Source organism: Bradyrhizobium sp. NAS96.2 (assembly GCF_001908235.1).
Taxonomy (GTDB): domain Bacteria; phylum Pseudomonadota; class Alphaproteobacteria; order Rhizobiales; family Xanthobacteraceae; genus Bradyrhizobium.
This window is the reverse complement of sequence record NZ_LGHK01000071.1, coordinates 86,205-105,116: the sequence shown is the minus strand read 5'-3', so window position 1 is coordinate 105,116 and position 18,912 is coordinate 86,205. Positions and strand designations below refer to the sequence as shown.

Genomic DNA, 18,912 nt, shown 5'->3' with positions numbered 1-18,912 from the left:
AGCACCCGCTCGCGCGCCGAGGCAGCCGGTTTAGGGCACGGCGCGATTGCAACGGCGTGCGGCAACTCTCCCGGTAGTTGTACGGCTCGCAAAATAAACTGCCGCGTAAGGGTTGCGCCATAGAGTGCGCCGCCCGCGCTCCGTCCCGGTTTAACTTTTTCCTAGTTTTTCGACGGTACGACTGTACGCACCTGCGCGCCAGGACCCTCCCGCGGCGCGCTGGGGCGCGTGCCGCAGCCTTCCCGCTGCAATCGCGTCGGTAGCGGATGTCCCCACCACCAGACCGACCCGGGATGTCGGTCAGCCCCGACCTCCGTGCACTCACATCGCCTCGGGCGAGGTCCAGTCGTGTCTGTCGAAAAGTTCCTCAAGCAACGCGCGGTCAGGATCACGGTCAACGGAAGCTACACGCTGCCGAACTGGTACGATGCGCAGGGCAAGCTGCGCACCTTCGCCTGCCGCACCACGCGCGTCTCGCCGTTCCGCATGATCGTGGACGTGCCCGTTGTCGGCAAGGTCGGCGACCGGTTGACGTCGTATTTCGAGGAGTTCGGCAAGTTCGAGGGCTGCATCACCGACACGATGAGCGGCAGCTTCCTGCTCGAGCTCGAGATGACGCATGCAAGGCGCGAGAAGTTCGCCGACAAGCTGACCTGGATCGAGAAGAAGCAGAAGGATCCCAGCGTCCGCGAGGCACGCAACAATCCGCGTTTCGTTCCGGTCGCACCGCATGCCATGCTGACGCTGGCGGACGGCACCGTGCAGAGCTGCTTCATCATCGATATGTCGCTGTCGGGCGCCGCGGTGTCCTCCGAGGTACAGCCGCCGATCGGCATGCCGCTGGCGATCGGGGCCTGTGTCGGGCGCGTGGTCCGGCATTTGCCGAACGGCTTCGCCATCAAATTCGTCGAGACCTACAAGCAAAGCGAACTGGGCCGCCTGATCGCGCGCAAGTCCAAGGACCTGCTGGTGGTGTCCGCCGACGCGGACCCTGTTGCCTGAACCGCCGGGCTCCGCCGCTTTGCTACAGCTGTTCCGGATCGTCGGCTGCGCGCATGCGCGCGATGCTGTCCTCGGCAGCAGTCGCACCGGCCGCCGCGATCGCAATCTCGCGCGCCAGGTTGGTGCATTCGGCCCACAGCAGGAAGAACACCAGCGGCGGCCGCTCGCGCGCCTCCAGCATCTGCCGGCAGCGCTCCGCGGCGCCGTCGAGCGCCCACCACTGCCGGGCGACGACCATGACCTTGCGGAAGCTTCGCAGCGTGCCGGAGAATTTCTGCGGATCGGCATTCACGATGGCGCCGCAATGGTTCAGCCAGTTCAGCGCGGCGTAGATTGCGATGCCGTAGTCCTCGATTGCGGTGCCGGTGAAATCGACCACGGTGTTGTCATGCGCGCGCTGGCGCAGGAAGGCATCGATCGTCTCGGCCTGGCGGGCCGGATCGGTCAGCAGCGCGGTATCCTTCCGCGGCACCATCGGGACATAGCGCATCGCTTCGAGGCGGGTGTGCTCCCAGATCGCCCTGGCATCGCCGAGCAGGTCGCCGGGCTTGCGCTTGCATGCCGGATAGACCAGCACGCCATTGTCGGCGAGATCGAGATAGCGCGGCACCACCTTGTCGAGCGCGGCGAGAAACGCGGATGGGTCGGTGAGGCCGCGCAAGTCGCTGGCGGCGTCCTCCGCTTGTGCAGGCTTGTTGACGCGTGTCCAGCCGAAATTGGCCATCCCCGGGCGCCCCGATCGCAACCTGCCGGTCAGGTTAGATGGAAAATGCGGCGATGCAAATGCGGCATTTGCCGCCATGCGGCCGTGCGTGCCGGCTGCTGCCGGTTGACGTGGGATAGCGCCGCGCCTAGCTCATGGTTAACCCTATGCAACGCAGGTTGCCGCCGCCTTCGGGACGTATCGCCATGACCGCGTATGATCGCCAATCGCATTGGCAGACCGTCTATCTGACCAAGGGCGAACAGCAGGTGAGCTGGTCGCAAGCCGATCCGCAGCCATCGCTGCGCCTGATAGAGTCCGTCGCGCCGGGCCGCGATGCGTCGATCATCGACATCGGCGGCGGGGCCTCGCGCCTCGTCGATGCGCTGCTGGCGCGCGGCTTTCATGATCTGACCGTGCTGGATCTCTCCGAGGCGGCGCTGGCGAGCGCGCGGGAGCGGATCGGCGCGGCAGGCGAAGCGGTGCGCTGGGTCGCCGATGATGCGACGGTCTGGCAGCCGCCGCGGGCCTTCGACATCTGGCACGATCGTGCGGCGTTTCATTTTCTGGTCGAGGAGAGGGACCGCGCGGCCTATCTCGACCGGCTGCATCGCGGCGTCAAGGCAAGCGGCCACGCCGTGATCGGCACCTTCGCGCTGGACGGTCCGGAGAAATGCAGCGGCTTGCCGGTGCAGCGCTATGATCCCGCAACGCTCAGCCGGGCCATCGGTCCGGCATTCGAATTGATCGCGCATGAGGCGCACCGGCACGTCACGCCCTGGGGCGCGACGCAGTCGTTCCAGTTCAGTGTGCTGCGGCGCAGGTGATAGGCCGCGGAGGAGAGGTGAGATGACGGACACGCCACGGACGATCGGCGAGATCGCGAGCTATCACGCCCATGTCTATTACGATCCCGCAACCAGCCGCGGCGAGGCCGAGCGCCTGCGCAGCTGGATGGGCGAGCGTTTCCTGGTCACGCTTGGGCGCTGGCACGACGTCAAAGTCGGCCCGCACGATCAGGCGATGTATCAGGTGGCGTTTGCCGCCGAGCTGTTTCCGACCCTGGTGCCGTGGCTGATGCTCAACCACGGCAGTCTGAGCATCCTGGTCCATCCTAACACGACCAATCCGCGCCGCGATCATCGCGACGATCCGCTCTGGATCGGCACGCCGCTCGCCGTCCATGCCGACAAATTGCCCGAAGAGGCCGAGATGGAGCAGGCGCCGGCGCCGAATACGTCGCCGACATTGCGTCCCTGAGCGCTGCCGGCCCGGTCGGCCGGATGCGTAAAGTTTGACGCAATTCAATTACAACCAAGTCGTTTCAAACTTATCGCGTTTTGCAACGTGAGGTTAAGTCACCGTTCCTAGGCTGACCCGACTATTTCAGGGTTGGGCGCATTGGGCATGTTCTTTTCATTCCGTAGCTGGGCGCTGTGGCGGGTCGTCGGCCCTCTGCTGGCGATCGTGCTGCTGCTGGGTGGCCTGTCGGCGGGCAGCCTGCAGGTGATGTCCGCGGTCAGGGCCTATGCGGCGGGCGAAAGCATGTGGTCGAAGGGGCAGAAGGACGCCATTCACTACCTCCAGACCTATGTCAGCACCGGTGCGCCGCTCTATTTGCAGAAGTTCGACGCCGCGATCGCGGTGCCGCTGGCCGATCGCACGGCGCGGCGCGCGCTGGAATCGCCGGGCAATAACGATGCCGTGGCCCGCGCCGGTTTCGCCAAAGCGGGCAATCATGATGACGACATCGGCGGCCTGATCTGGCTGTTCAAATATTTCCGCAAGATGCACCACGTGGCGGGCGCGGTGACGGCGTGGCGGAATTCGGACGCGCTGCTCGATCAATTGATCGAGATCAGGAACGAGGCCGCGAACGACGTCGCGCTGCATGATCCCTCTGCTGCGGCCATCAAGCACTGGGCCGAGCGGATCGGTGCGGTCGATGCCGCAATGAGCACGCTTGCCGTCGATTTCTCGGACGAATTGGGCAAGGCGTCGCGTCAGGTCTCCGCGCTGCTGCTGCTGGTCAATCTCGTGATCGCGGCCTGCCTTGCCGGCATCGTCCTGGTCCACACGCGGCGGATGCTGTGGCGGCGCTGGCTTGCCGAGACCGCGCTCGCCGTCGAGAAGGAGCGTGCCCAGCTCACGCTGGCCTCGATCGGCGACGCTGTCATCGTGACCACGCAGGACGATCGCGTCGGCTACATGAACGCCGCCGCAGAGCGGCTGATCGCGGCGGGGCAGGACGTGACCGGATGGCAGCTTTCGTCGCTGTTCAACATCGCCGAGCAGCCGGTGCGCGGATCGTTCCAGAGCGCGGATCACGATGACGAAAGTCGGCCGCAGCAGCGGCTCCTGGTGCGACCGGATCATTCCAGCGTGCCGGTCTCGGTGGTTGAGACCCCGATCGTGCATGAAGGCGAACCGTCCGGCCGTGTCATGATCATTCACGACATGACCGCCGAGCGGCGGCTGGTCGAGGAACTGGCGTGGGCCGCCTCGCATGACGCGCTCACCGGCCTTGCGAACCGGCGGCAGTTCGAGTTCGAGCTGCACAAGGCGATGTCGGGCGCACCGGCGGCGGGCGCCGATCTGATGCTGATCGACCTCGATCAGTTCAAGATCGTCAACGACACCTGCGGCCACATGGCCGGTGATCGGCTGCTGAGACAGGTGGCGCGGTTGCTGACCGCCGAGGTTGGCGACAGCGGGCTGGTCGCGCGTCTCGGCGGCGACGAATTCGGTATTCTGCTGCGCGACGACGGCTCCGCCACGCACGACGTTGCTGCCGACGTCGCGGAGCGGATCAGGGCGGTGGTCGAGCAGTCGAACTTCGTCCATGAGGGCTCGAGCTTCAGGATCAGCGCAAGCATCGGCCTGGTCGGGCTTGCCGACAGCGCCGGCGTGCAGGACGCGCTGCGGCTTGCCGACGTCGCCTGCTTCCTCGCCAAGGACAAGGGACGCAACCGCGTCCAGGAGCACCGTCCGTCCGATACCGGCATGGCGGTGCGGGTTGCCGAGATGAGCTGGGTCAATCGCATCCGCAAGGGATTGGACGAGGGCCGCTTCTGCCTTTACGAGCAGGAGATCCGCCCGGTGAACGGCGTGCTGAGGGGCAACGACCGGCGCGAGCTGCTGCTGCGCCTGCGCGACGAGAACGGCGCCCTGGTGCCGCCCGGCAGCTTCCTGCCGGCCGCCGAGCGTTACGGACTGATGCCGCTGATCGACCGCTGGGTGGTGCGCCGCGCCTTCGAGATCATCGCCGAGCGCAAGCACCATCCGCGCAAGATCGCGAGCTACGCCATCAACCTGTCCGGCGCCACCATCGGTGACAGCGACTTCGTCGACTTCGTCGCCGGGCTGTTCGCGCAGTACGACGTCCCGCCGGCGCTGGTCTGTTTCGAGATCACCGAGACCAGCGCGATCTCCAATCTCGACGAGGCACAGACGTTCATCGCGCGGTTGCGCGAGATCGGCTGCAGCTTCTCGCTCGACGATTTCGGCACCGGCATGTCCTCGATCGCCTATCTCAAGCACCTGCCGGTCGACATCATCAAGATCGACGGTTCGTTCGTGAAGGAGATCCTGAACAGCAAGGTCGATCGCGCGATGGTGGAGATGATCACCAAGACCGCGAAGATCATGCAGAAGCAGGTGGTCGCGGAGTTTGTCGAGAGCCTCGCGATCCTGGACGAGCTGCGCCAGATCGGGGTCGACTACGTCCAGGGTTACGCGATCGGGAAGCCGGTCCCGGTGCTGACCCTCCGGGAAGAAAAGATCGCCTGAGTCGCCGAAATTGTCCCGAATCGGGACTGTTTTGGCTGCTTCAGCCTGTCCAAGGCTGATTCTCCGGCACTTTCGATCCGAAAAACGTTTAAAAATCCTGTCGTTGCCCGCTCCGTCTCGATTATGCCTTACTCTAATTCCCTGATATGATGAGTGATCGGTGAATTCCACGTGGGCCGGGTAACAGGCCCCAGAGCACCGTACTTGGGGATGATGGGTCAACGTACGACGAAAGCTGCCGGGCGTAAGTCGAGCCGCGGCATGTCTCTGGTGGGCAGCACGGCGTTCGCCGTGACGGCGCTCGTCCTGTCGTCTGGCCTTGCCGCCTGGATGGTCGGCATCGATCCGACCGCATGGCTGCATGGACCGGCACTCGCCAACACCACCGCCTCGTTGAATTTCGACGACCGCTTCGGCTCTCGCTCCACCATCAACACGGCTTCGCTCTATTATCCTTTGCGCCGCGGGTTCCGTTCGAGCCGCGGCGATTTCAATTCCGAGTTCGGTCAGATCGAGGACGCGCTGTCCGGTCAGCTGCGTGACACGCAGACCGAACTGCCGAGCAACAGCGAGCCGGCGACGGCGTCGGTCGCCGCAACGACCACGATGACGACCGCACCCGCCGTGCCGATGCCGCGGTCGCGGCCGGCCGAGGCCAACCTGCTCGCGCGCAACGATCAGCCGCTGCCGCCGCAGGCGCCGGTGCAGCAGGGCGACAACCGGACCTTCCTGCAGAAGATCGCCGACATGATGCCGGGCAAATTGCAGCTGGCCTCGATCGATCCGAATGACGGCCTGTTGTCCGGCCCGAGCCCCGATCTCGGCAAGCTCGGTTATGACAGCACCACGGCGGTCTACGACATCACCGGCCGCATCGTGTACATGCCCGACGGCACCAAGTTCGAAGCGCATTCGGGGCTCGGCAATCTGCTCGACGATCCGGCACATGTGAATGCTCGCAACGCCGGTGCCACGCCGCCCGGCATCTATGAGATGAAGCCGCGCGAAAAGCTGTTCCACGGCGTGCCCGCGCTGCGCATGACCCCGGTCGACGGCAGCGATACGTTCGGGCGCGTCGGCCTGCTCGTCCACAGCTACATGCTCGGGCCGAACGGCGACTCCAACGGCTGCATCTCGGTCAAGCACTACGACAAGTTCCTGCAGGCCTACCGCAGCGGCATGATCAAGCGCATCGCCGTCGTCATCAGCATCAAGGATGTCCAGTCGGCCTCGACCCGCTCGGCGTCGAATTCCTAAGGCCGCCAGCAGTAGCGTCGCCAGCGGCGCTGGCGACTGATCTTGCCTCTTGATGCTTGGTCGGCGAGGACTGTTAGCCGAGTTCCCTCCTGACCATCGCGGCGGCGTCACACATCGCCTTCAATTTTCCGAACGCGACCTGCCGCGGCATGTATTTCATGCCGCAATCTGGCGCGACCACCAGCCGCTCCGCCGGCACATGCTTCAGGCCGTTGCGAATGCGATCGGCGACGACGGAGGCGGATTCGATCTCGGGATTGCCGAGGTCGAGCACGCCGAGCATGATCTTCTTCGACGACAAATCCCTGAGCACGCCGAGATCGAGCTTCGGCTGCGCCGCCTCGATCGAGATCTGGTCGGCGATGGTGTCGTCGAGCTCGGCGAGGAAGGAATAGCCGGCCGGCTTGGTCGAGCCCGGCACGACGGCGGCATAGCCGAAGCAGAGATGCACCACCGTCGGGACGGTGATGCCCTCGAGCGCGCGATTGATCGCCTTCACCGCATAGCGCTTCGCCAGGTCTGGATTGTTGCGGACCCAGGGCTCGTCGAGCTGGATGACGTCGGCGCCGGCCTTCTCGAGGTCGCGCGCTTCGGCATTGACGGCCTCGGCGAAGGCCATCGCGAGCTCCTCATCGTCCTTGTAGAATTCGTTCTTGGCCTGCTGGCTCATTGTGAACGGGCCGGGCAGTGTGATCTTGGCCGCGCGGTCGGTGTTCTTGCGCAGGAACTGCATGTCGTGCAGCTCGACCGGTCCCCTGCGCCTCACCGGGCCGACCACGCGCGGCACCGGCGTCTGCGTGTTGCCGGTGCGTGCGGTGATGACAGCGGGGTTGTCGGCATCGACGCCCTCAAGGGCGGTAGAAAACCGGTTGGAGTAGCTCTCGCGGCGGATTTCGCCATCGGTCACGATGTCGATGCCCGCGCGCTCCATGTCCCGGATCGCGACGATCGTCGCGTCGTCCTGTGCTTCCTCCAGATGCTCGGCCGGCAGTCGCCACATCGCGTGCATACGGGTGCGCGGCACCGATTTCGACAGCATCGCGCGATCGACCAGCCACTCGGGCTGCGGGTAGCTGCCGACGACAGTGGTCGGCAGCAGATGCGTGGGTAGGTTCATGATGTCCTCCTTCTCGTTGTTGTGTGGCCCGATCAAGCCGCGCGCGTTGCGGTTGCCGCGGTTTCGTCCTTCACCGGGTTGCGCAGCACGCCGATGCCGGAGATCTCGACCTCGACGACGTCGCCATCCTTCATCCACAGCGGCGGCGTGCGATAGGCGCCGACCCCGCCGGTGGTGCCGGTGACGATGACGTCACCCGGCACCAGCTCGGTGAAGGTCGAGCAATAGGCGATCAGGGTGGCGACGTCGAACACGAGGTCCGAGATCGGCGCGGCCTGCACCTCGATGCCGTTGAGCCGGGTCGCGATGTGCTGCTTGCTGATGTCCGTCAATTCGTCTGACGTCACCATCCAGGGTCCGAAGCCGCCGGTGCCGACGAAATTCTTGCCCGGCGCGAATTGCGAGGTGTGGCGCTGCCAGTCGCGGATGCTGCCGTCATTGTAGCAGGCATAGCCGGCGACATGGCCGAGCGCGGTCTCGCGCGGGATGCGGCGGCCGGCCCTGCCGATGATGACGGCCATTTCGCCCTCATAGTCGAAGCGCTCGGATTCCAGCGGCCGGATCATCGGCTGCCCGGCGCCGACCTGGCTGTTGGCGAAGCGGGTGAAGATCATCGGATGCGGCGGCGTCGGATGGCCGCTCTCGGCAAGGTGCGTCGCATAGTTGACGCCGATGCAGAAGATCTTGTCCGGATCGGGAACGGTCGGCAGCAGCTCGACGTCCTTCAGCGCGCAATCGGCGGGTTCGCTCTGCAGCTTCCTCAGCTCACTCAGCGAACCCGTCGTCAGCAGCGCCTTCAGCGTCGGATACGCCTTCAGCCGCTTGCCGGCGTCGATCACCCCGGCATCGGCCACGATGCCGTAGCTTGCGGTGCCTGCCGCCTTGAAACTTGCGATCTTCATGGTCTCTCACTCTCTTCGATGGAGGAAACATAATCCAGGATGGGAAGCGCGATTTCGCCGTTGCGCATCGGCACGCATTGCGGCGGAAAATCCTGGCGGAAGCGGGCGCCGTTGGCCGCGGCGCGATCGAGGAAATCGTCGAGATGCGCCATCGCGCCGGTCGGCAGGTCGTGCAACACCAATAGCGTCCATGGCTGCGTGCGGCATTGCTCGAGGGCGCGCTCGGTCCAGCCGTCGGGATCGTCCCAGTCGTGCGGGATCGCGTTCCAGAGCACACAGCTGTGCTTGTGTTGCGCGAGATAGTCGACCACGGAGGGTTTCAAGAGCCGGCCGTCGAGATTGCCGCCGGCGCCGAACGGCCGGAACCAGCGGTTGGGATGGGCTAGCTCGCCGATCACAGCCTGGGTCCGGCCGATTTCGCGCTGCGCCGTGTCCACGCCAGGTTGCAGACCGAGCGGCGTGCTGTGCGTGAAGGTGTGATTGCCGATCCAGTGGCCTTCGTCGTGCGCGCGGGCGGCGAGGCGGCGGCGTTCGGGATCGCCGAGCTTCTCGCCGATCACGAAGAACGCGGTCTTGATGCCGCGCTCGCGAAGGACATCGAGCACAAGCGGCGTCACATCGGGTTCGGGTCCGTTGTCGAACGTCAGGGTGAGGTCGAACACGCAGCGATCTCCTTACGTCGCCGGCTGCATCGCGCCGGAGCCGACCTCGTCGGCGGCGCTCTGGCCGGCGCGCGTTCCGGTCTGCCAGATCGCGGCCTTGCGCTCGACCCAGCGGATCGCGGTGTTGAAGGCGATCGCCATGAACAACACCAGCAGCACGCCGGCGAACACGTGCGGGCTGTCGAGAATGGTGCGGTAGCGCGAGATCAGATAGCCGATCCCCGCCGAGGAGATCAGCATCTCCGAGACCACCACGCCGACGATGACGAGCGCGCCGCCGATCCGCAGGCCCGACAGCACGGTCGGGATCGCGGCGGGAATGATGACGCGGACCAGCCGCTGGCTCAGCGTCGCGCCCATGCTGCGGGCGGCGAGCAGCAGCTGTGGGTCGATGGTCTGGATTCCGGCCGCGGTCGCCAGCATGGTCGGCAGGAAACCGTAGATCGAGGCGAAGGCGATCTTGGACTCCGAACCGATGCCGAGCCATACGGTGAACACGGGATAAAGGATCACGAGCGGCACCGCATAGAGGCTCGAGACCATCGGCATGATCAGGAGGCGCGGGCGCGGCAGGCTGCCGACGACGGCGCCGAGCAGGATGCCGCCGCCGCAAGCGAGCGCCATCGAGACCGCGACCTCGTAGAGCGTCACCGCCAGCGCATGGCCATATTCGGCGGCCTCGTTCCAGCCGGCGAGCAGGGTCGAGGACAGCGATGGCAGGAACAGCTCGGGGATCAGGCCGGTGCGCGGCAGCAGCTCCCACAGCATCAGCAGTCCGATCACGATCAGATGGTGAAGGGTTTTCGCGCTCATCGCCGCCTCACGCCGATTTGCGGATGTGCCGCCAGATGCGGTCGCGCAGCGCGCCGAAGGCATCTCCGCTCAGCATCTCGTAGGTCCGCGGCCGCGGTAAGTTAACCTGCAGCTGATCGACGATGCGGCCCGGCCGCGGCGACATCACGATCACCTCGTCGGCGAGATAGACCGCCTCGGTCAGGCTGTGGGTGACGAACACGACCGTCTTGCCGGTCGCGGCCCAGATCCGCAGCAGCTCGTCGCCCATCGTCATGCGGGTCTGCTCGTCGAGCGCGGCGAACGGCTCGTCCATCAACAGTACTGGCGGATCCTGCACCAGGCCGCGCGCGATCGAGACGCGCTGCTTCATGCCGCCGGACAGCTCGTGCGGGTGGCGTTTGCCGAAGCCTTCGAGCCCGACCAGCTTGAGCGCGTCCTGCGCCTTGGCCCGGCGCTCCGGCTTGGCGACGCCGCGCAGTGCCAGCGGAAACTCGACATTGTCTTCGGCAGTCAGCCATGGAAACAGGCTCGCTTCCTGAAACACGACGCCGACGCGGTCCGGGTCAGGCTGCGGGATCGGTGCACCGTTGATGGTGATGGTGCCTGCGGTTTGCGCGCGCAGTCCGGCCATCATCATCAGCAGCGTGGACTTGCCGCAGCCGCTCGGGCCGACCAGCACGACGAAGCGTCCCGGCTTGATGTCGAGCGAGACATCCTCCAGCGCGACGACGTCCTGGGACTTGGTCCGGAATACCTGGCCGACATTCCTCACCTCGATCGCGCCGGCGCGCGGCGGAGGCTTCAACGGTGTCACGTTCGCCAATGGCTGCATCGTGTTTCCACCCATCTGATCAGTTCATTGAAGGTCATGGCGATCGCGGCCACCATCACGACGCCAGCGAGCAGCTGCTTCATCTGGAAATTCTCGCCCCAGGTCGCGATCTGGTGGCCGATGCCGTCGCGCGAGGCATACATCTCGGCGAGGATCACGCCGGTCAGGTTGAAGATCATCGAGATCCGCAGCGCTTCCAGCAGCACCGGTAGCATGCTCGGCAGATAGACGCGGAATGCGGTCTGAGTGCGCGTGGCGCCGTAGGAGCGGGCGACCGTCAGGTGCTCGACCTTGACCGATTCCACCGCCGTCGTGGTCGACATGATCACGATGAAGATCGTCGAGAAGAAACCGAACCCGACCTTCTGGGCGAAGCCGACGCCGAACACCAGGATGAACATCGGCAGGAAGATCGACTTCGGGATGCTGAAGGCGAAGAACAGCAGCGGCTTTGCGACGTCGGCAAAATAGCGGTTCTCCGCGATCAGGAAGCCGATCAGCGCACCCATCGGCACTGCCAGCGCGAAGGCGGTCAACACCTCGGTCGCGGTCACCAGAAGGTCGGTCCGGACGCTCGACCGTTGCAGCAGATCGCCGAGCGTTGCGAGCGTATCCGATGCCGACGGCAGCAGGCGCGGATTGACGAGCCCGGTCCGCGACAGCATTTCCCATAGCGCGAAGATCGCGATCACGATCGCGACCCGCGCGAGCTTGATGGTGAGGGTGGCCTGCATCCTATGGCTTGGTCGGAACCGGCTTGAACTTGGTCGAGATCACATCCTCGACCGGAACGATGTCCTTCAATCCGCCGAGCTTGGCGAGATCGAGCGATAGCTGCACGGCCGCCGACACATTGGCCGCGCCCATGTCGCCGTCCGTCTCGAGCTTCATGATGGTGTTGTCGTATTCCATCGCAGCGATCTCGGGCGGCATCTCGTAGAGCTCGGCGATCAGCTTCACGGTGACGTCGCGATTGGCGCGCATGAACTGCACGGCGCCATAGAGCGCATTGACGGCCTTCTGCACCACGTCCGGCTTGGCCTCGGCGAACTTGTCGAGCACGATCCAGCCCGCGGTGAGGTTCGGCGGTGCCGCGGTCGCATAGTCGAGAATGGTCTTCGCTTCGCCCGACTTCGCGACCTGGAAGCTGAGCGGCGAATAGACCACCGCGGCATCGACGTTACCGGCGAGCAGGTTCGGCACCAGGCCGCCGCCGCCGACCGGCACGCGGGTGAAGTCGATCTTCTTGTCCTGGATGGTCCAGAGCGCGAGCAGGTCGGAGCCGGAGCCCGCTGCCGTGATCCCGACCTTCTTGCCGTTGAGATCCTTGACCTCGAGCGTCGACTTGGCAGGCACCATCAGCTGCCAGCCGAAATTGCCCATCGCAGCATTGGCGACGATCCGCGACATCACGCCTTTCTTGCGGCCGGCTGATACCAGCGACGGCGGATCGAGGATGATGTCGGCGGCGCCTGCCGCCATGCCCTCGAAGGTCTCGGCGCCGCTGCGGTAGACCGTCAGTTCCGCCTTGATGCCTTCCTTCTCGAACAGCTTCTGCCGGACCGCGGTCTCGGCGATGGTCGTCGGCCAATAGGTCTTGGTCGGCAGGCCGACGCGGATCGTGTCGGCCGCGAAGGCCGGGCCAGCCAGCAAGGTGGTGGCGATCAGGGTTGCCAGCGCGCGGCGGCGCGTGATGCTCATTGTTCTGTTTCTCCCGGATATCGATTGTTGTTGTTGTTGTTTTCGGCGCTTTGTGCGTCACAGATCAGGACGTGCCGTTGACCTCCGCAATGCGCGGAGCAGCGAGCTCGACGAATTCCTTGGTGATGCCAAAGTGCTTTGACAATGCACAAACTGCCGCATCCGCATCGCGCGCGAAAACCGCGTCCACAATCGCGGCGTGCTCGGCCTGGACGTCGCGCGCCCTGCCGACCTCGCGGCGGATCGAAAGCCGCCGGTAGCGTTCGCTCTGCTCATGCAGCACGTCGCGGAAGCCGAGCAGCCATTGCGACCCGCAGGCGTTGACCAGCGCGCGATGGAAAATGCGGTGGCGGACCACCCATTCTTCGTAGTGCACGGTGGGGTCGTCGGGATAGCGATGCGGCACGGCCTTCAGCGATTCCCAGGCCGCGGCGACCGACGACAGCCAGGTCTCGTCGCCGCGCTCGATCGAGCGCCGCAATGCCAATCCCTCGATGTCGATCCGGGTCTGCGTGACGTCGGCGAGATCGGCGAGCGAGACCGGGCAGACGCGAAAGCCGCGCTGGTCGGAGGCCTGCACCAGGCCGTCGGCCACCAGGCGCGACAGCGCCTCGCGGACGGCGGCGAGGCTGACCGAGAACTGCTTGGCGAGGCCTGAGATGTGCAGCTTCTGGCCCGGAAGCAGCCGTGTCGACAGGATGTCGGCCCGCAGCCGCTCCTGAACCGCCGATGTCAGGCTTCGCGGCCCCTCGCCCGCCAAGCCCTCGCGAAAACTCAACCCGATATTCATGGCCGGGCAGACTGGCCGACGACCGGATCGTCGTCAATCGAAAATCGATTTTATTGGACGGGCGATCTAGTTCTGCCTTTTTATGTATACTGGATTGGACTTGTGTCGGCCTTACCTACCGAAAATCTCATATGATTTGCCAAATTCCCGGCATTGATGTATACAAGAGGAATTCAGAAGAGGGAGGAATCGATGCCAAAGCCCTTTCCCATGAACGCGTGGTACGCGGCCGGCTGGGATGCCGAGATCAAGCACGCGCTGCTGCCGCGGACGATCTGCGGCAAGCATGTCGTGATGTACCGCAAGGGCGACGGCGAGGTGGTGGCGCTCGAGGATGCCTGCTGGCATCGCCTGGTGCCGCTCTCCAAGGGCCGGCTCGATGGCGATACCGTGGTCTGCGGCTATCACGGCCTGAAATACAATGCGCAGGGCCGCTGCACCTTCATGCCCTCGCAGGAGACGATCAATCCGTCGGCCTGCGTTCGCGCCTATCCCATCGTCGAACGCCATCGCTTCATCTGGCTCTGGATGGGCGATCCCGCGCTGGCCGATCCGGCGCTGGTGCCCGACATGCACTGGAATCACGATCCGGCCTGGGCCGGCGACGGCAAGACCATTCATGTCAAATGCGACTACCGGCTCGTCGTCGACAATCTGATGGACCTGACGCACGAGACCTTCGTGCACGGGTCGAGCATCGGCAATGATGCGGTCGCCGAAGCGCCGTTCGACGTCACCCATGGCGAGAAGACCGTCACCGTCACGCGCTGGATGCAGGGCATCGAGGCGCCACCATTCTGGGCCAAGCAGTTGCAGAAGCCGGGCCCGGTCGATCGCTGGCAGATCATCCGCTTCGAGGCGCCGTGCACCGTCAATATCGACGTCGGCGTCGCGCCGGCCGGATCGGGCGCGCCTGAGGGCGATCGTTCGCAGGGCGTCAACGGCTATGTGCTCAACACCATCACGCCGGAGACCGAGAAGACTTGCCATTACTTCTGGGCCTTCGTCCGCAATCACCGCATCACCGAGCAGCGTTTGACCAGCGAAATCCGCGACGGCGTCGCCGGCATCTTCCACGAGGACGAGATCATCCTGGAAGCGCAACAGCGCGCGATGGACGAGAATCCGGACCGCGTGTTCTACAATCTCAACATCGACGCCGGCGCGATGTGGGCGCGGCGCGTCATCGACCGCATGGTGGCGAAGGAGAATCCGTCGCAGCAGCTGCAGGCGGCGGAGTAGGCCGTATGGCGGAACGCGAATCCGATCGCTCCGTGTCGCAGACCGTGCGGGCGCAGCTCGCGCTGCGCGACCTCGTGCTCTCCGGCCGGCTGCGGCCGGGCGAGCGCATCTCCGAGCTGCAGGCGGTCGAGATCACCGGGGTGTCGCGCACGCCGGTGCGGATGGCGCTGGTCCGGCTGGAGGAGGAAGGCCTGCTGGAGGCGATCCCGTCCGGCGGCTTCATGGTCAAGGCATTTTCCGAGCGCGACATTCTCGATTCGATCGAGCTGCGCGGCACGCTGGAGGGGCTGGCCGCGCGCTTTGCCGCCGAGCGCGGCGTCCCGTCGCGCGATCTCGAGCCGCTGAAGGAATGCCTCAACGAGATCGACGGCCTGGTGCGGCAGGATCCGATCTCGGTGGAAGCGTTTTCGTCCTATGTCGCGCTCAACGCGCGCTTCCACGCGCTGCTCACCGAGCTGTCGCGCAGTCCGCCGCTGATCCGGCAGATCGACCGCGCCTCGGCGCTGCCGTTCGCCTCGCCGAGCGGCTTCGTGATGGCGCAATCGGCCCTGCCCGAGGCGCGCCAGATCCTGTTGATCGCGCAGGATCATCACCGCGTGGTGGTCGACGCGATCGAGAACCGCGAGGGCGCGCGCGCCGAGGCGGTCATGCGCGAGCACGCCCGGCTTGCGGCGCGCAATCTGCGGCTCGCGCTGCGCAACCGCACCCATCTCGATCTGCTGCCGGCACTGGCGCTGATCACATCAGGCTGAACGGAGCGCGCCATGCGGTTCATCGAAACCTGGACATCCGCCACGCTGCTGGCAGTGCGCGACCTCACACCCGCGATCCGCGAATTCCTGCTGCGGCCGGATCATTTCACCGGCACGCCCTATCCCGTCGGCAGCCATATCGATGTCGGCGTCACCATCGACGGCCAGCCGCAAGTCAGGTCCTATTCGCTGGTCGGCGAGGTCGATGCGCAGGGCTACCGGATCGCGGTGCGGCGCGCGCCGGATTCCCGCGGCGGCTCGCGCTACATGTGGTCGCTCGCGCCGGGGGCGCGGCTCAACATCACGCAGCCCGCCTCGCTGGTGCAACTGGACTGGACGCGGCGGCAGTTCTGCCTGATCGCGGGCGGCGTCGGCATCACGCCGATCGTCGGTGCGGCGCAGGCGCTGGCCCGCCGCGACGCCGGGGTGACGCTGCACTATGCCGTGCGCACGCGCGGCGATGCGGCCTATCTCGATATGCTCGAACGTTTGCTCGGCGAGCGCCTCATCGTCCATGCCGGCGACGAGGGCCGGCGGCTCGACCTCGAACGCGCCTTCGCAAACCTGCCGCAGAATACGATGACGTTGTTCTGCGGCCCGATGCGGATGCTCGATGCGGCGCGGCGCGCCTGGGAAGCCTCAGGCCGCTCGATGACCGATCTGCGTTACGAGACATTTGGATCGAGCGGGCTGTTGCCGACCGAGGCGTTCCGGGTGCGGCTCGCGGGCCAAGGGGGCGAGTTGGGCACCGAGTTCGTGATCCCGCACGACCGCTCGATGCTGGACGTGCTCAACGACGCCGGCCATGAGGTGATGAGCGACTGCCGGCGCGGCGAATGCGGCGTCTGTGCGCTCGACGTCGTCGACGTCGACGGCGAGATCGACCATCGCGACGTCTTTTTCAGCGCGCATCAGAAGCGGGAAAGCCGCAAGATCTGCGCGTGCGTTTCGCGTGCCCGCGGCACCATCACGGTGGATACCCTGCATCGCGCCGACGCGCTCTAATCTTTACAGCGTCACGATTCTGCCTCCGTCGTCATTGCGAGGAGCGATAGCGACGAAGCAATCCATCCAACCGCATTTGCGGGCAGATGGATTGCTTCGCTTCGCTCGCAATGACGGCTGGAGCCGTTCACAGCCGCGCAGGATCAGGGAAAAGCATCTGTGATGCGTATGGCTCACGCGACCGACAAGTGCGTGGGTGTTCGACCAGGTTACGCCGCGTGCACCGAGTGCTGCGGATCGTGATCGAGCAGTGCGGTGATCTCGCTGGCGGACATCGGCCGGCCGATCAGATAGCCCTGGACCTCGTCGCAGCTGGTCTGGCGCAGATATTCGAGCTGATCGGCGGTCTCGACGCCTTCGGCCACGACGCCGATCTGCAGGTCCTGCGCGAGGCCGATCACCGATTTGACGATCGCCGCGCAGTCCGGCTGGGTCAGCATGTCCCGGATGAAGGATTGATCGATCTTGATGCGGCTGAACGGCAGCTTGCGCAAATAGGTCAACGACGAGAAGCCGGTGCCGAAATCGTCGAGCGCGACGGTCAGGCCGAGCTCGAGCAGCCCGTTCAGGATCGCGGGCGCGGATCCATATTTCGAGATCAGCATCGATTCGGTGATCTCGATCTCGAGCCTATCAGGCGCGACGTTCGCCTCGGCAAGCGCCTCGACGATGGTCTGCAGGATGCCGACGTTCTGGAACTGGACCGCGGAGAAATTCACCGCGATCCTGATGTCGTCCGGCCAGCGCGACAGCATCGCGCAGGCGTGGCGGATCACCCACTCGCCGAGCTGGTGGATCAGGCCGCTCTCCTCCGCGATCGGAATGAAGACGCTCGGCGGGATCAGGCCGCGTGCCGGATGCTGCCAGCGCAGCAGCGCCTCGAAGCCGGTGATGCGGCCTTTGCGGATGTCGAGGAACGGCTGGTAGACGAGAAACAGCTGGTCTGCCTCGATCGCTTGTTCCAGATCGCGCTGCAACGCGCGGCGGTCGCGCGCCGATTGGTCGTCGCTCGCCTCGAAGAAGCAGATCGTGCCGGGGCCGGACTTCTTCGCCCGGTAGAGCGCGATGTCGACATGCTTGAGCAGATCGTGCGACGTGTTGCCGTCCCGCGGCGCGAGCACGATGCCGATGCTGATCGCGCTTGATATCTCGAATCCGTCGATCGGGAATGGATCGGCGAAGGCCGCGACGAACCGTTCGGCGATCGCGAGCACGTCCTCGGGCCGGGTCAGATTGGACATGATCAGCGCGAACTCGTCGCCGCCGATCCGCGCGACATGCTCGGCAGCGCGCGTGCAGCGCTGCAACCGGGCCGCGACCTGCACCAGGAATTCGTCGCCGGCCGGACGGCCGAACCTGTCGTTGACCTCCTTGAAGCGATCGAGATCGAGGAGCAGCACGGCGAATTCCTCGCCCGAGCGCGACAGGCGGTTCAGCGCGCCGCTGAGCGCCTCGTTGAAGGCGACGCGGTTCGGCAGATGCGTCAGCGGATCCTGCCGCACCGTCCGCTCGGCCTCATGCTGGGCGATGATGCGCCGGCGGAACTCGAACGCATTGACGAACACGCCGCGCAGCAGCACGGAGCCGTAGACCAGTACGAGGACCGCCATCAGGAGATAGATGAAGTCGCCGTCGCGGCCGAGGCAGATCGCGGTACCGACGAAGATCGGCGCGGTGAACGCGATCGCGGCGATCGGAATGGTGGAGAAGGCGAAGGCTCCGCCGGCCAGCATTCCCGCGCAGAGACACGTGATCACCAATTGTGCGCCGCTCGATGCGTTCGCGAAGAAAGCGACGGGGACGACGCCCCAGGCGGCGCCGAGCGCCAGCGCATTGCGCACCAGCCGGTACATGGTTCGGCGCGAGACGAATTGCGGCTTGGCGATGCGGTGCGACGCGCGTGCCTGCAGGCCGAAGAACAGCGCCGCGCCGCTCACGGCGGCCGCCCACACCAGCGCAAAGGCCCAGTCGGGCGATTGCCACAACGCAGCGGCGAGCACCAGCGCGTTGCAGGCGTTGGCCAGCATGATGCCGAAGGAATAGCCGAGCACGAGCGAAACCTGCTCGGCACGGATGTGGCCGGCAAGCGCTTCGTCCGTCGGTGGTGCGCCGAAGGCCGCGAGGTCACCGGCGAACAGGGCCGCGAAATATGATCTGAGATAGGTACGCATCTCACTACGTTGCCTGCGCGTCACGACGTCGCCTGCGCGGTTGGCCATGGCGCAGCGCCGAAGAATTCTCTGCAAACCTTTGACAAACTATGAACTATTGGAACAGACCGTGCCACGGTGGGCTCACGTTTCGGTTCCACCGGCGGGCATTGCTAACAAATCGATACAAATGCGTGACGCGACGTCACGGAC

The 18,912-nt window shown here is 65.4% G+C and carries 18 protein-coding genes; 8 read left to right on the top strand and 10 right to left on the bottom strand.

The window, feature by feature from the left end; translation table 11 throughout:
* Nucleotides 1-348 precede the first annotated feature (348 nt).
* Nucleotides 349-1,002, top strand: a complete 654-nt coding sequence (locus AC628_RS16845; RefSeq protein WP_074127910.1) for a PilZ domain-containing protein — start codon at nucleotides 349-351, stop codon at nucleotides 1,000-1,002.
* Nucleotides 1,003-1,024: 22 nt separating this feature from the next.
* On the opposite strand, the gene AC628_RS16840 is transcribed toward AC628_RS16845, so the two are convergent.
* The gene (locus tag AC628_RS16840) at nucleotides 1,025-1,726 is read right to left on the bottom strand and encodes a hypothetical protein (protein WP_074127909.1); all 702 of its coding nucleotides are present in this window, start codon (nucleotides 1,724-1,726) and stop codon (nucleotides 1,025-1,027) included.
* Nucleotides 1,727-1,911: 185 nt separating this feature from the next.
* Between AC628_RS16840 and AC628_RS16835 the strand changes: the two genes are divergently transcribed.
* The 4 genes from AC628_RS16835 (at nucleotide 1,912) to AC628_RS16820 (ending at nucleotide 6,751) form a co-directional block, all read left to right on the top strand.
* Complete coding sequence (locus AC628_RS16835) at nucleotides 1,912-2,532, top strand: class I SAM-dependent methyltransferase (protein WP_074127908.1); 621 nt, start codon at nucleotides 1,912-1,914, stop codon at nucleotides 2,530-2,532.
* A 22-nt stretch (nucleotides 2,533-2,554) separates the two neighbouring features.
* Entirely contained in the window at nucleotides 2,555-2,965 is a 411-nt protein-coding gene (locus AC628_RS16830; protein WP_074127907.1) for a DOPA 4,5-dioxygenase family protein, read from the top strand.
* 147 nt (nucleotides 2,966-3,112) lie between these two features.
* On the top strand, nucleotides 3,113-5,494 hold the full coding sequence (locus tag AC628_RS16825) for a putative bifunctional diguanylate cyclase/phosphodiesterase (protein WP_074127906.1): 2,382 nt from the start codon (nucleotides 3,113-3,115) through the stop codon (nucleotides 5,492-5,494).
* Between the two features lie 261 nt (nucleotides 5,495-5,755).
* Nucleotides 5,756-6,751: a DUF2778 domain-containing protein gene (locus AC628_RS16820; protein WP_074127905.1), complete on the top strand. Its 996-nt coding sequence runs from the start codon at nucleotides 5,756-5,758 to the stop codon at nucleotides 6,749-6,751.
* 73 nt (nucleotides 6,752-6,824) lie between these two features.
* Here AC628_RS16820 and AC628_RS16815 read toward each other — a convergent pair whose 3' ends face one another.
* The 8 genes from AC628_RS16815 to AC628_RS16780 form a co-directional block, all read right to left on the bottom strand.
* On the bottom strand, nucleotides 6,825-7,868 hold the full coding sequence (locus AC628_RS16815) for a uroporphyrinogen decarboxylase family protein (RefSeq protein ID WP_074127938.1): 1,044 nt from the start codon (nucleotides 7,866-7,868) through the stop codon (nucleotides 6,825-6,827).
* A 32-nt stretch (nucleotides 7,869-7,900) separates the two neighbouring features.
* On the bottom strand, nucleotides 7,901-8,770 hold the full coding sequence (locus AC628_RS16810; protein ID WP_074127904.1) for a fumarylacetoacetate hydrolase family protein: 870 nt from the start codon (nucleotides 8,768-8,770) through the stop codon (nucleotides 7,901-7,903).
* Nucleotides 8,767-9,432 (bottom strand): polysaccharide deacetylase family protein, encoded by a 666-nt coding sequence (locus tag AC628_RS16805; protein WP_074127903.1) that lies wholly within the window; start codon nucleotides 9,430-9,432, stop codon nucleotides 8,767-8,769. The genes AC628_RS16810 and AC628_RS16805 overlap by 4 nt, the downstream gene beginning before the upstream one ends.
* A gap of 12 nt (nucleotides 9,433-9,444) precedes the next feature.
* Entirely contained in the window at nucleotides 9,445-10,245 is an 801-nt protein-coding gene (locus tag AC628_RS16800) for an ABC transporter permease (protein ID WP_074127902.1), read from the bottom strand.
* A gap of 7 nt (nucleotides 10,246-10,252) precedes the next feature.
* The gene (locus tag AC628_RS16795; protein ID WP_074127901.1) at nucleotides 10,253-11,059 is read right to left on the bottom strand and encodes an ABC transporter ATP-binding protein; all 807 of its coding nucleotides are present in this window, start codon (nucleotides 11,057-11,059) and stop codon (nucleotides 10,253-10,255) included.
* Nucleotides 11,038-11,793, bottom strand: a complete 756-nt coding sequence (locus AC628_RS16790) for an ABC transporter permease (RefSeq protein WP_074127900.1) — start codon at nucleotides 11,791-11,793, stop codon at nucleotides 11,038-11,040. Before AC628_RS16790 ends, AC628_RS16795 begins: the two co-directional genes overlap by 22 nt.
* 1 nt (nucleotide 11,794) lies before the next feature.
* The gene (locus AC628_RS16785) at nucleotides 11,795-12,760 is read right to left on the bottom strand and encodes an ABC transporter substrate-binding protein (protein WP_074127899.1); all 966 of its coding nucleotides are present in this window, start codon (nucleotides 12,758-12,760) and stop codon (nucleotides 11,795-11,797) included.
* A gap of 64 nt (nucleotides 12,761-12,824) precedes the next feature.
* The gene (locus AC628_RS16780) at nucleotides 12,825-13,538 is read right to left on the bottom strand and encodes a GntR family transcriptional regulator (RefSeq protein ID WP_245321203.1); all 714 of its coding nucleotides are present in this window, start codon (nucleotides 13,536-13,538) and stop codon (nucleotides 12,825-12,827) included.
* Nucleotides 13,539-13,742: 204 nt separating this feature from the next.
* Between AC628_RS16780 and AC628_RS16775 the strand changes: the two genes are divergently transcribed.
* Genes AC628_RS16775 through AC628_RS16765 form a run of 3 tightly spaced genes read left to right on the top strand, consistent with a single transcriptional unit; the run spans nucleotide 13,743 to nucleotide 16,549 of the window.
* Nucleotides 13,743-14,792, top strand: a complete 1,050-nt coding sequence (locus AC628_RS16775; RefSeq protein ID WP_074127897.1) for an aromatic ring-hydroxylating dioxygenase subunit alpha — start codon at nucleotides 13,743-13,745, stop codon at nucleotides 14,790-14,792.
* A 5-nt stretch (nucleotides 14,793-14,797) separates the two neighbouring features.
* Nucleotides 14,798-15,544, top strand: coding sequence for a GntR family transcriptional regulator (locus AC628_RS16770; RefSeq protein WP_074127896.1), 747 nt, complete (start codon nucleotides 14,798-14,800; stop codon nucleotides 15,542-15,544).
* Between the two features lie 12 nt (nucleotides 15,545-15,556).
* On the top strand, nucleotides 15,557-16,549 hold the full coding sequence (locus AC628_RS16765; RefSeq protein ID WP_074127895.1) for a PDR/VanB family oxidoreductase: 993 nt from the start codon (nucleotides 15,557-15,559) through the stop codon (nucleotides 16,547-16,549).
* 209 nt (nucleotides 16,550-16,758) lie between these two features.
* On the opposite strand, the gene AC628_RS16760 is transcribed toward AC628_RS16765, so the two are convergent.
* Entirely contained in the window at nucleotides 16,759-18,720 is a 1,962-nt protein-coding gene (locus AC628_RS16760) for a putative bifunctional diguanylate cyclase/phosphodiesterase (protein WP_074127937.1), read from the bottom strand.
* Between the last annotated feature and the right edge of the window lie 192 nt (nucleotides 18,721-18,912).

Excerpts from the sequence above, each read along its gene's own strand:
- AC628_RS16840 (WP_074127909.1), bottom strand. The coding sequence starts at position 1,726 with ATGGCCAATTTCGGCTGGACACGCGTCAACAAGCCTGCACAAGCGGAG.
- AC628_RS16835 (WP_074127908.1), top strand. The coding sequence starts at position 1,912 with ATGACCGCGTATGATCGCCAATCGCATTGGCAGACCGTCTATCTGACC.
- AC628_RS16830 (WP_074127907.1), top strand. The coding sequence starts at position 2,555 with ATGACGGACACGCCACGGACGATCGGCGAGATCGCGAGCTATCACGCC.
- AC628_RS16825 (WP_074127906.1), top strand. The coding sequence starts at position 3,113 with ATGTTCTTTTCATTCCGTAGCTGGGCGCTGTGGCGGGTCGTCGGCCCT.
- AC628_RS16820 (WP_074127905.1), top strand. The coding sequence starts at position 5,756 with ATGTCTCTGGTGGGCAGCACGGCGTTCGCCGTGACGGCGCTCGTCCTG.
- AC628_RS16815 (WP_074127938.1), bottom strand. The coding sequence starts at position 7,868 with ATGAACCTACCCACGCATCTGCTGCCGACCACTGTCGTCGGCAGCTAC.
- AC628_RS16810 (WP_074127904.1), bottom strand. The coding sequence starts at position 8,770 with ATGAAGATCGCAAGTTTCAAGGCGGCAGGCACCGCAAGCTACGGCATC.
- AC628_RS16800 (WP_074127902.1), bottom strand. The coding sequence starts at position 10,245 with ATGAGCGCGAAAACCCTTCACCATCTGATCGTGATCGGACTGCTGATG.
- AC628_RS16795 (WP_074127901.1), bottom strand. The coding sequence starts at position 11,059 with ATGCAGCCATTGGCGAACGTGACACCGTTGAAGCCTCCGCCGCGCGCC.
- AC628_RS16790 (WP_074127900.1), bottom strand. The coding sequence starts at position 11,793 with ATGCAGGCCACCCTCACCATCAAGCTCGCGCGGGTCGCGATCGTGATC.
- AC628_RS16785 (WP_074127899.1), bottom strand. The coding sequence starts at position 12,760 with ATGAGCATCACGCGCCGCCGCGCGCTGGCAACCCTGATCGCCACCACC.
- AC628_RS16775 (WP_074127897.1), top strand. The coding sequence starts at position 13,743 with ATGCCAAAGCCCTTTCCCATGAACGCGTGGTACGCGGCCGGCTGGGAT.
- AC628_RS16770 (WP_074127896.1), top strand. The coding sequence starts at position 14,798 with ATGGCGGAACGCGAATCCGATCGCTCCGTGTCGCAGACCGTGCGGGCG.
- AC628_RS16765 (WP_074127895.1), top strand. The coding sequence starts at position 15,557 with ATGCGGTTCATCGAAACCTGGACATCCGCCACGCTGCTGGCAGTGCGC.
- AC628_RS16760 (WP_074127937.1), bottom strand. The coding sequence starts at position 18,720 with ATGCGTACCTATCTCAGATCATATTTCGCGGCCCTGTTCGCCGGTGAC.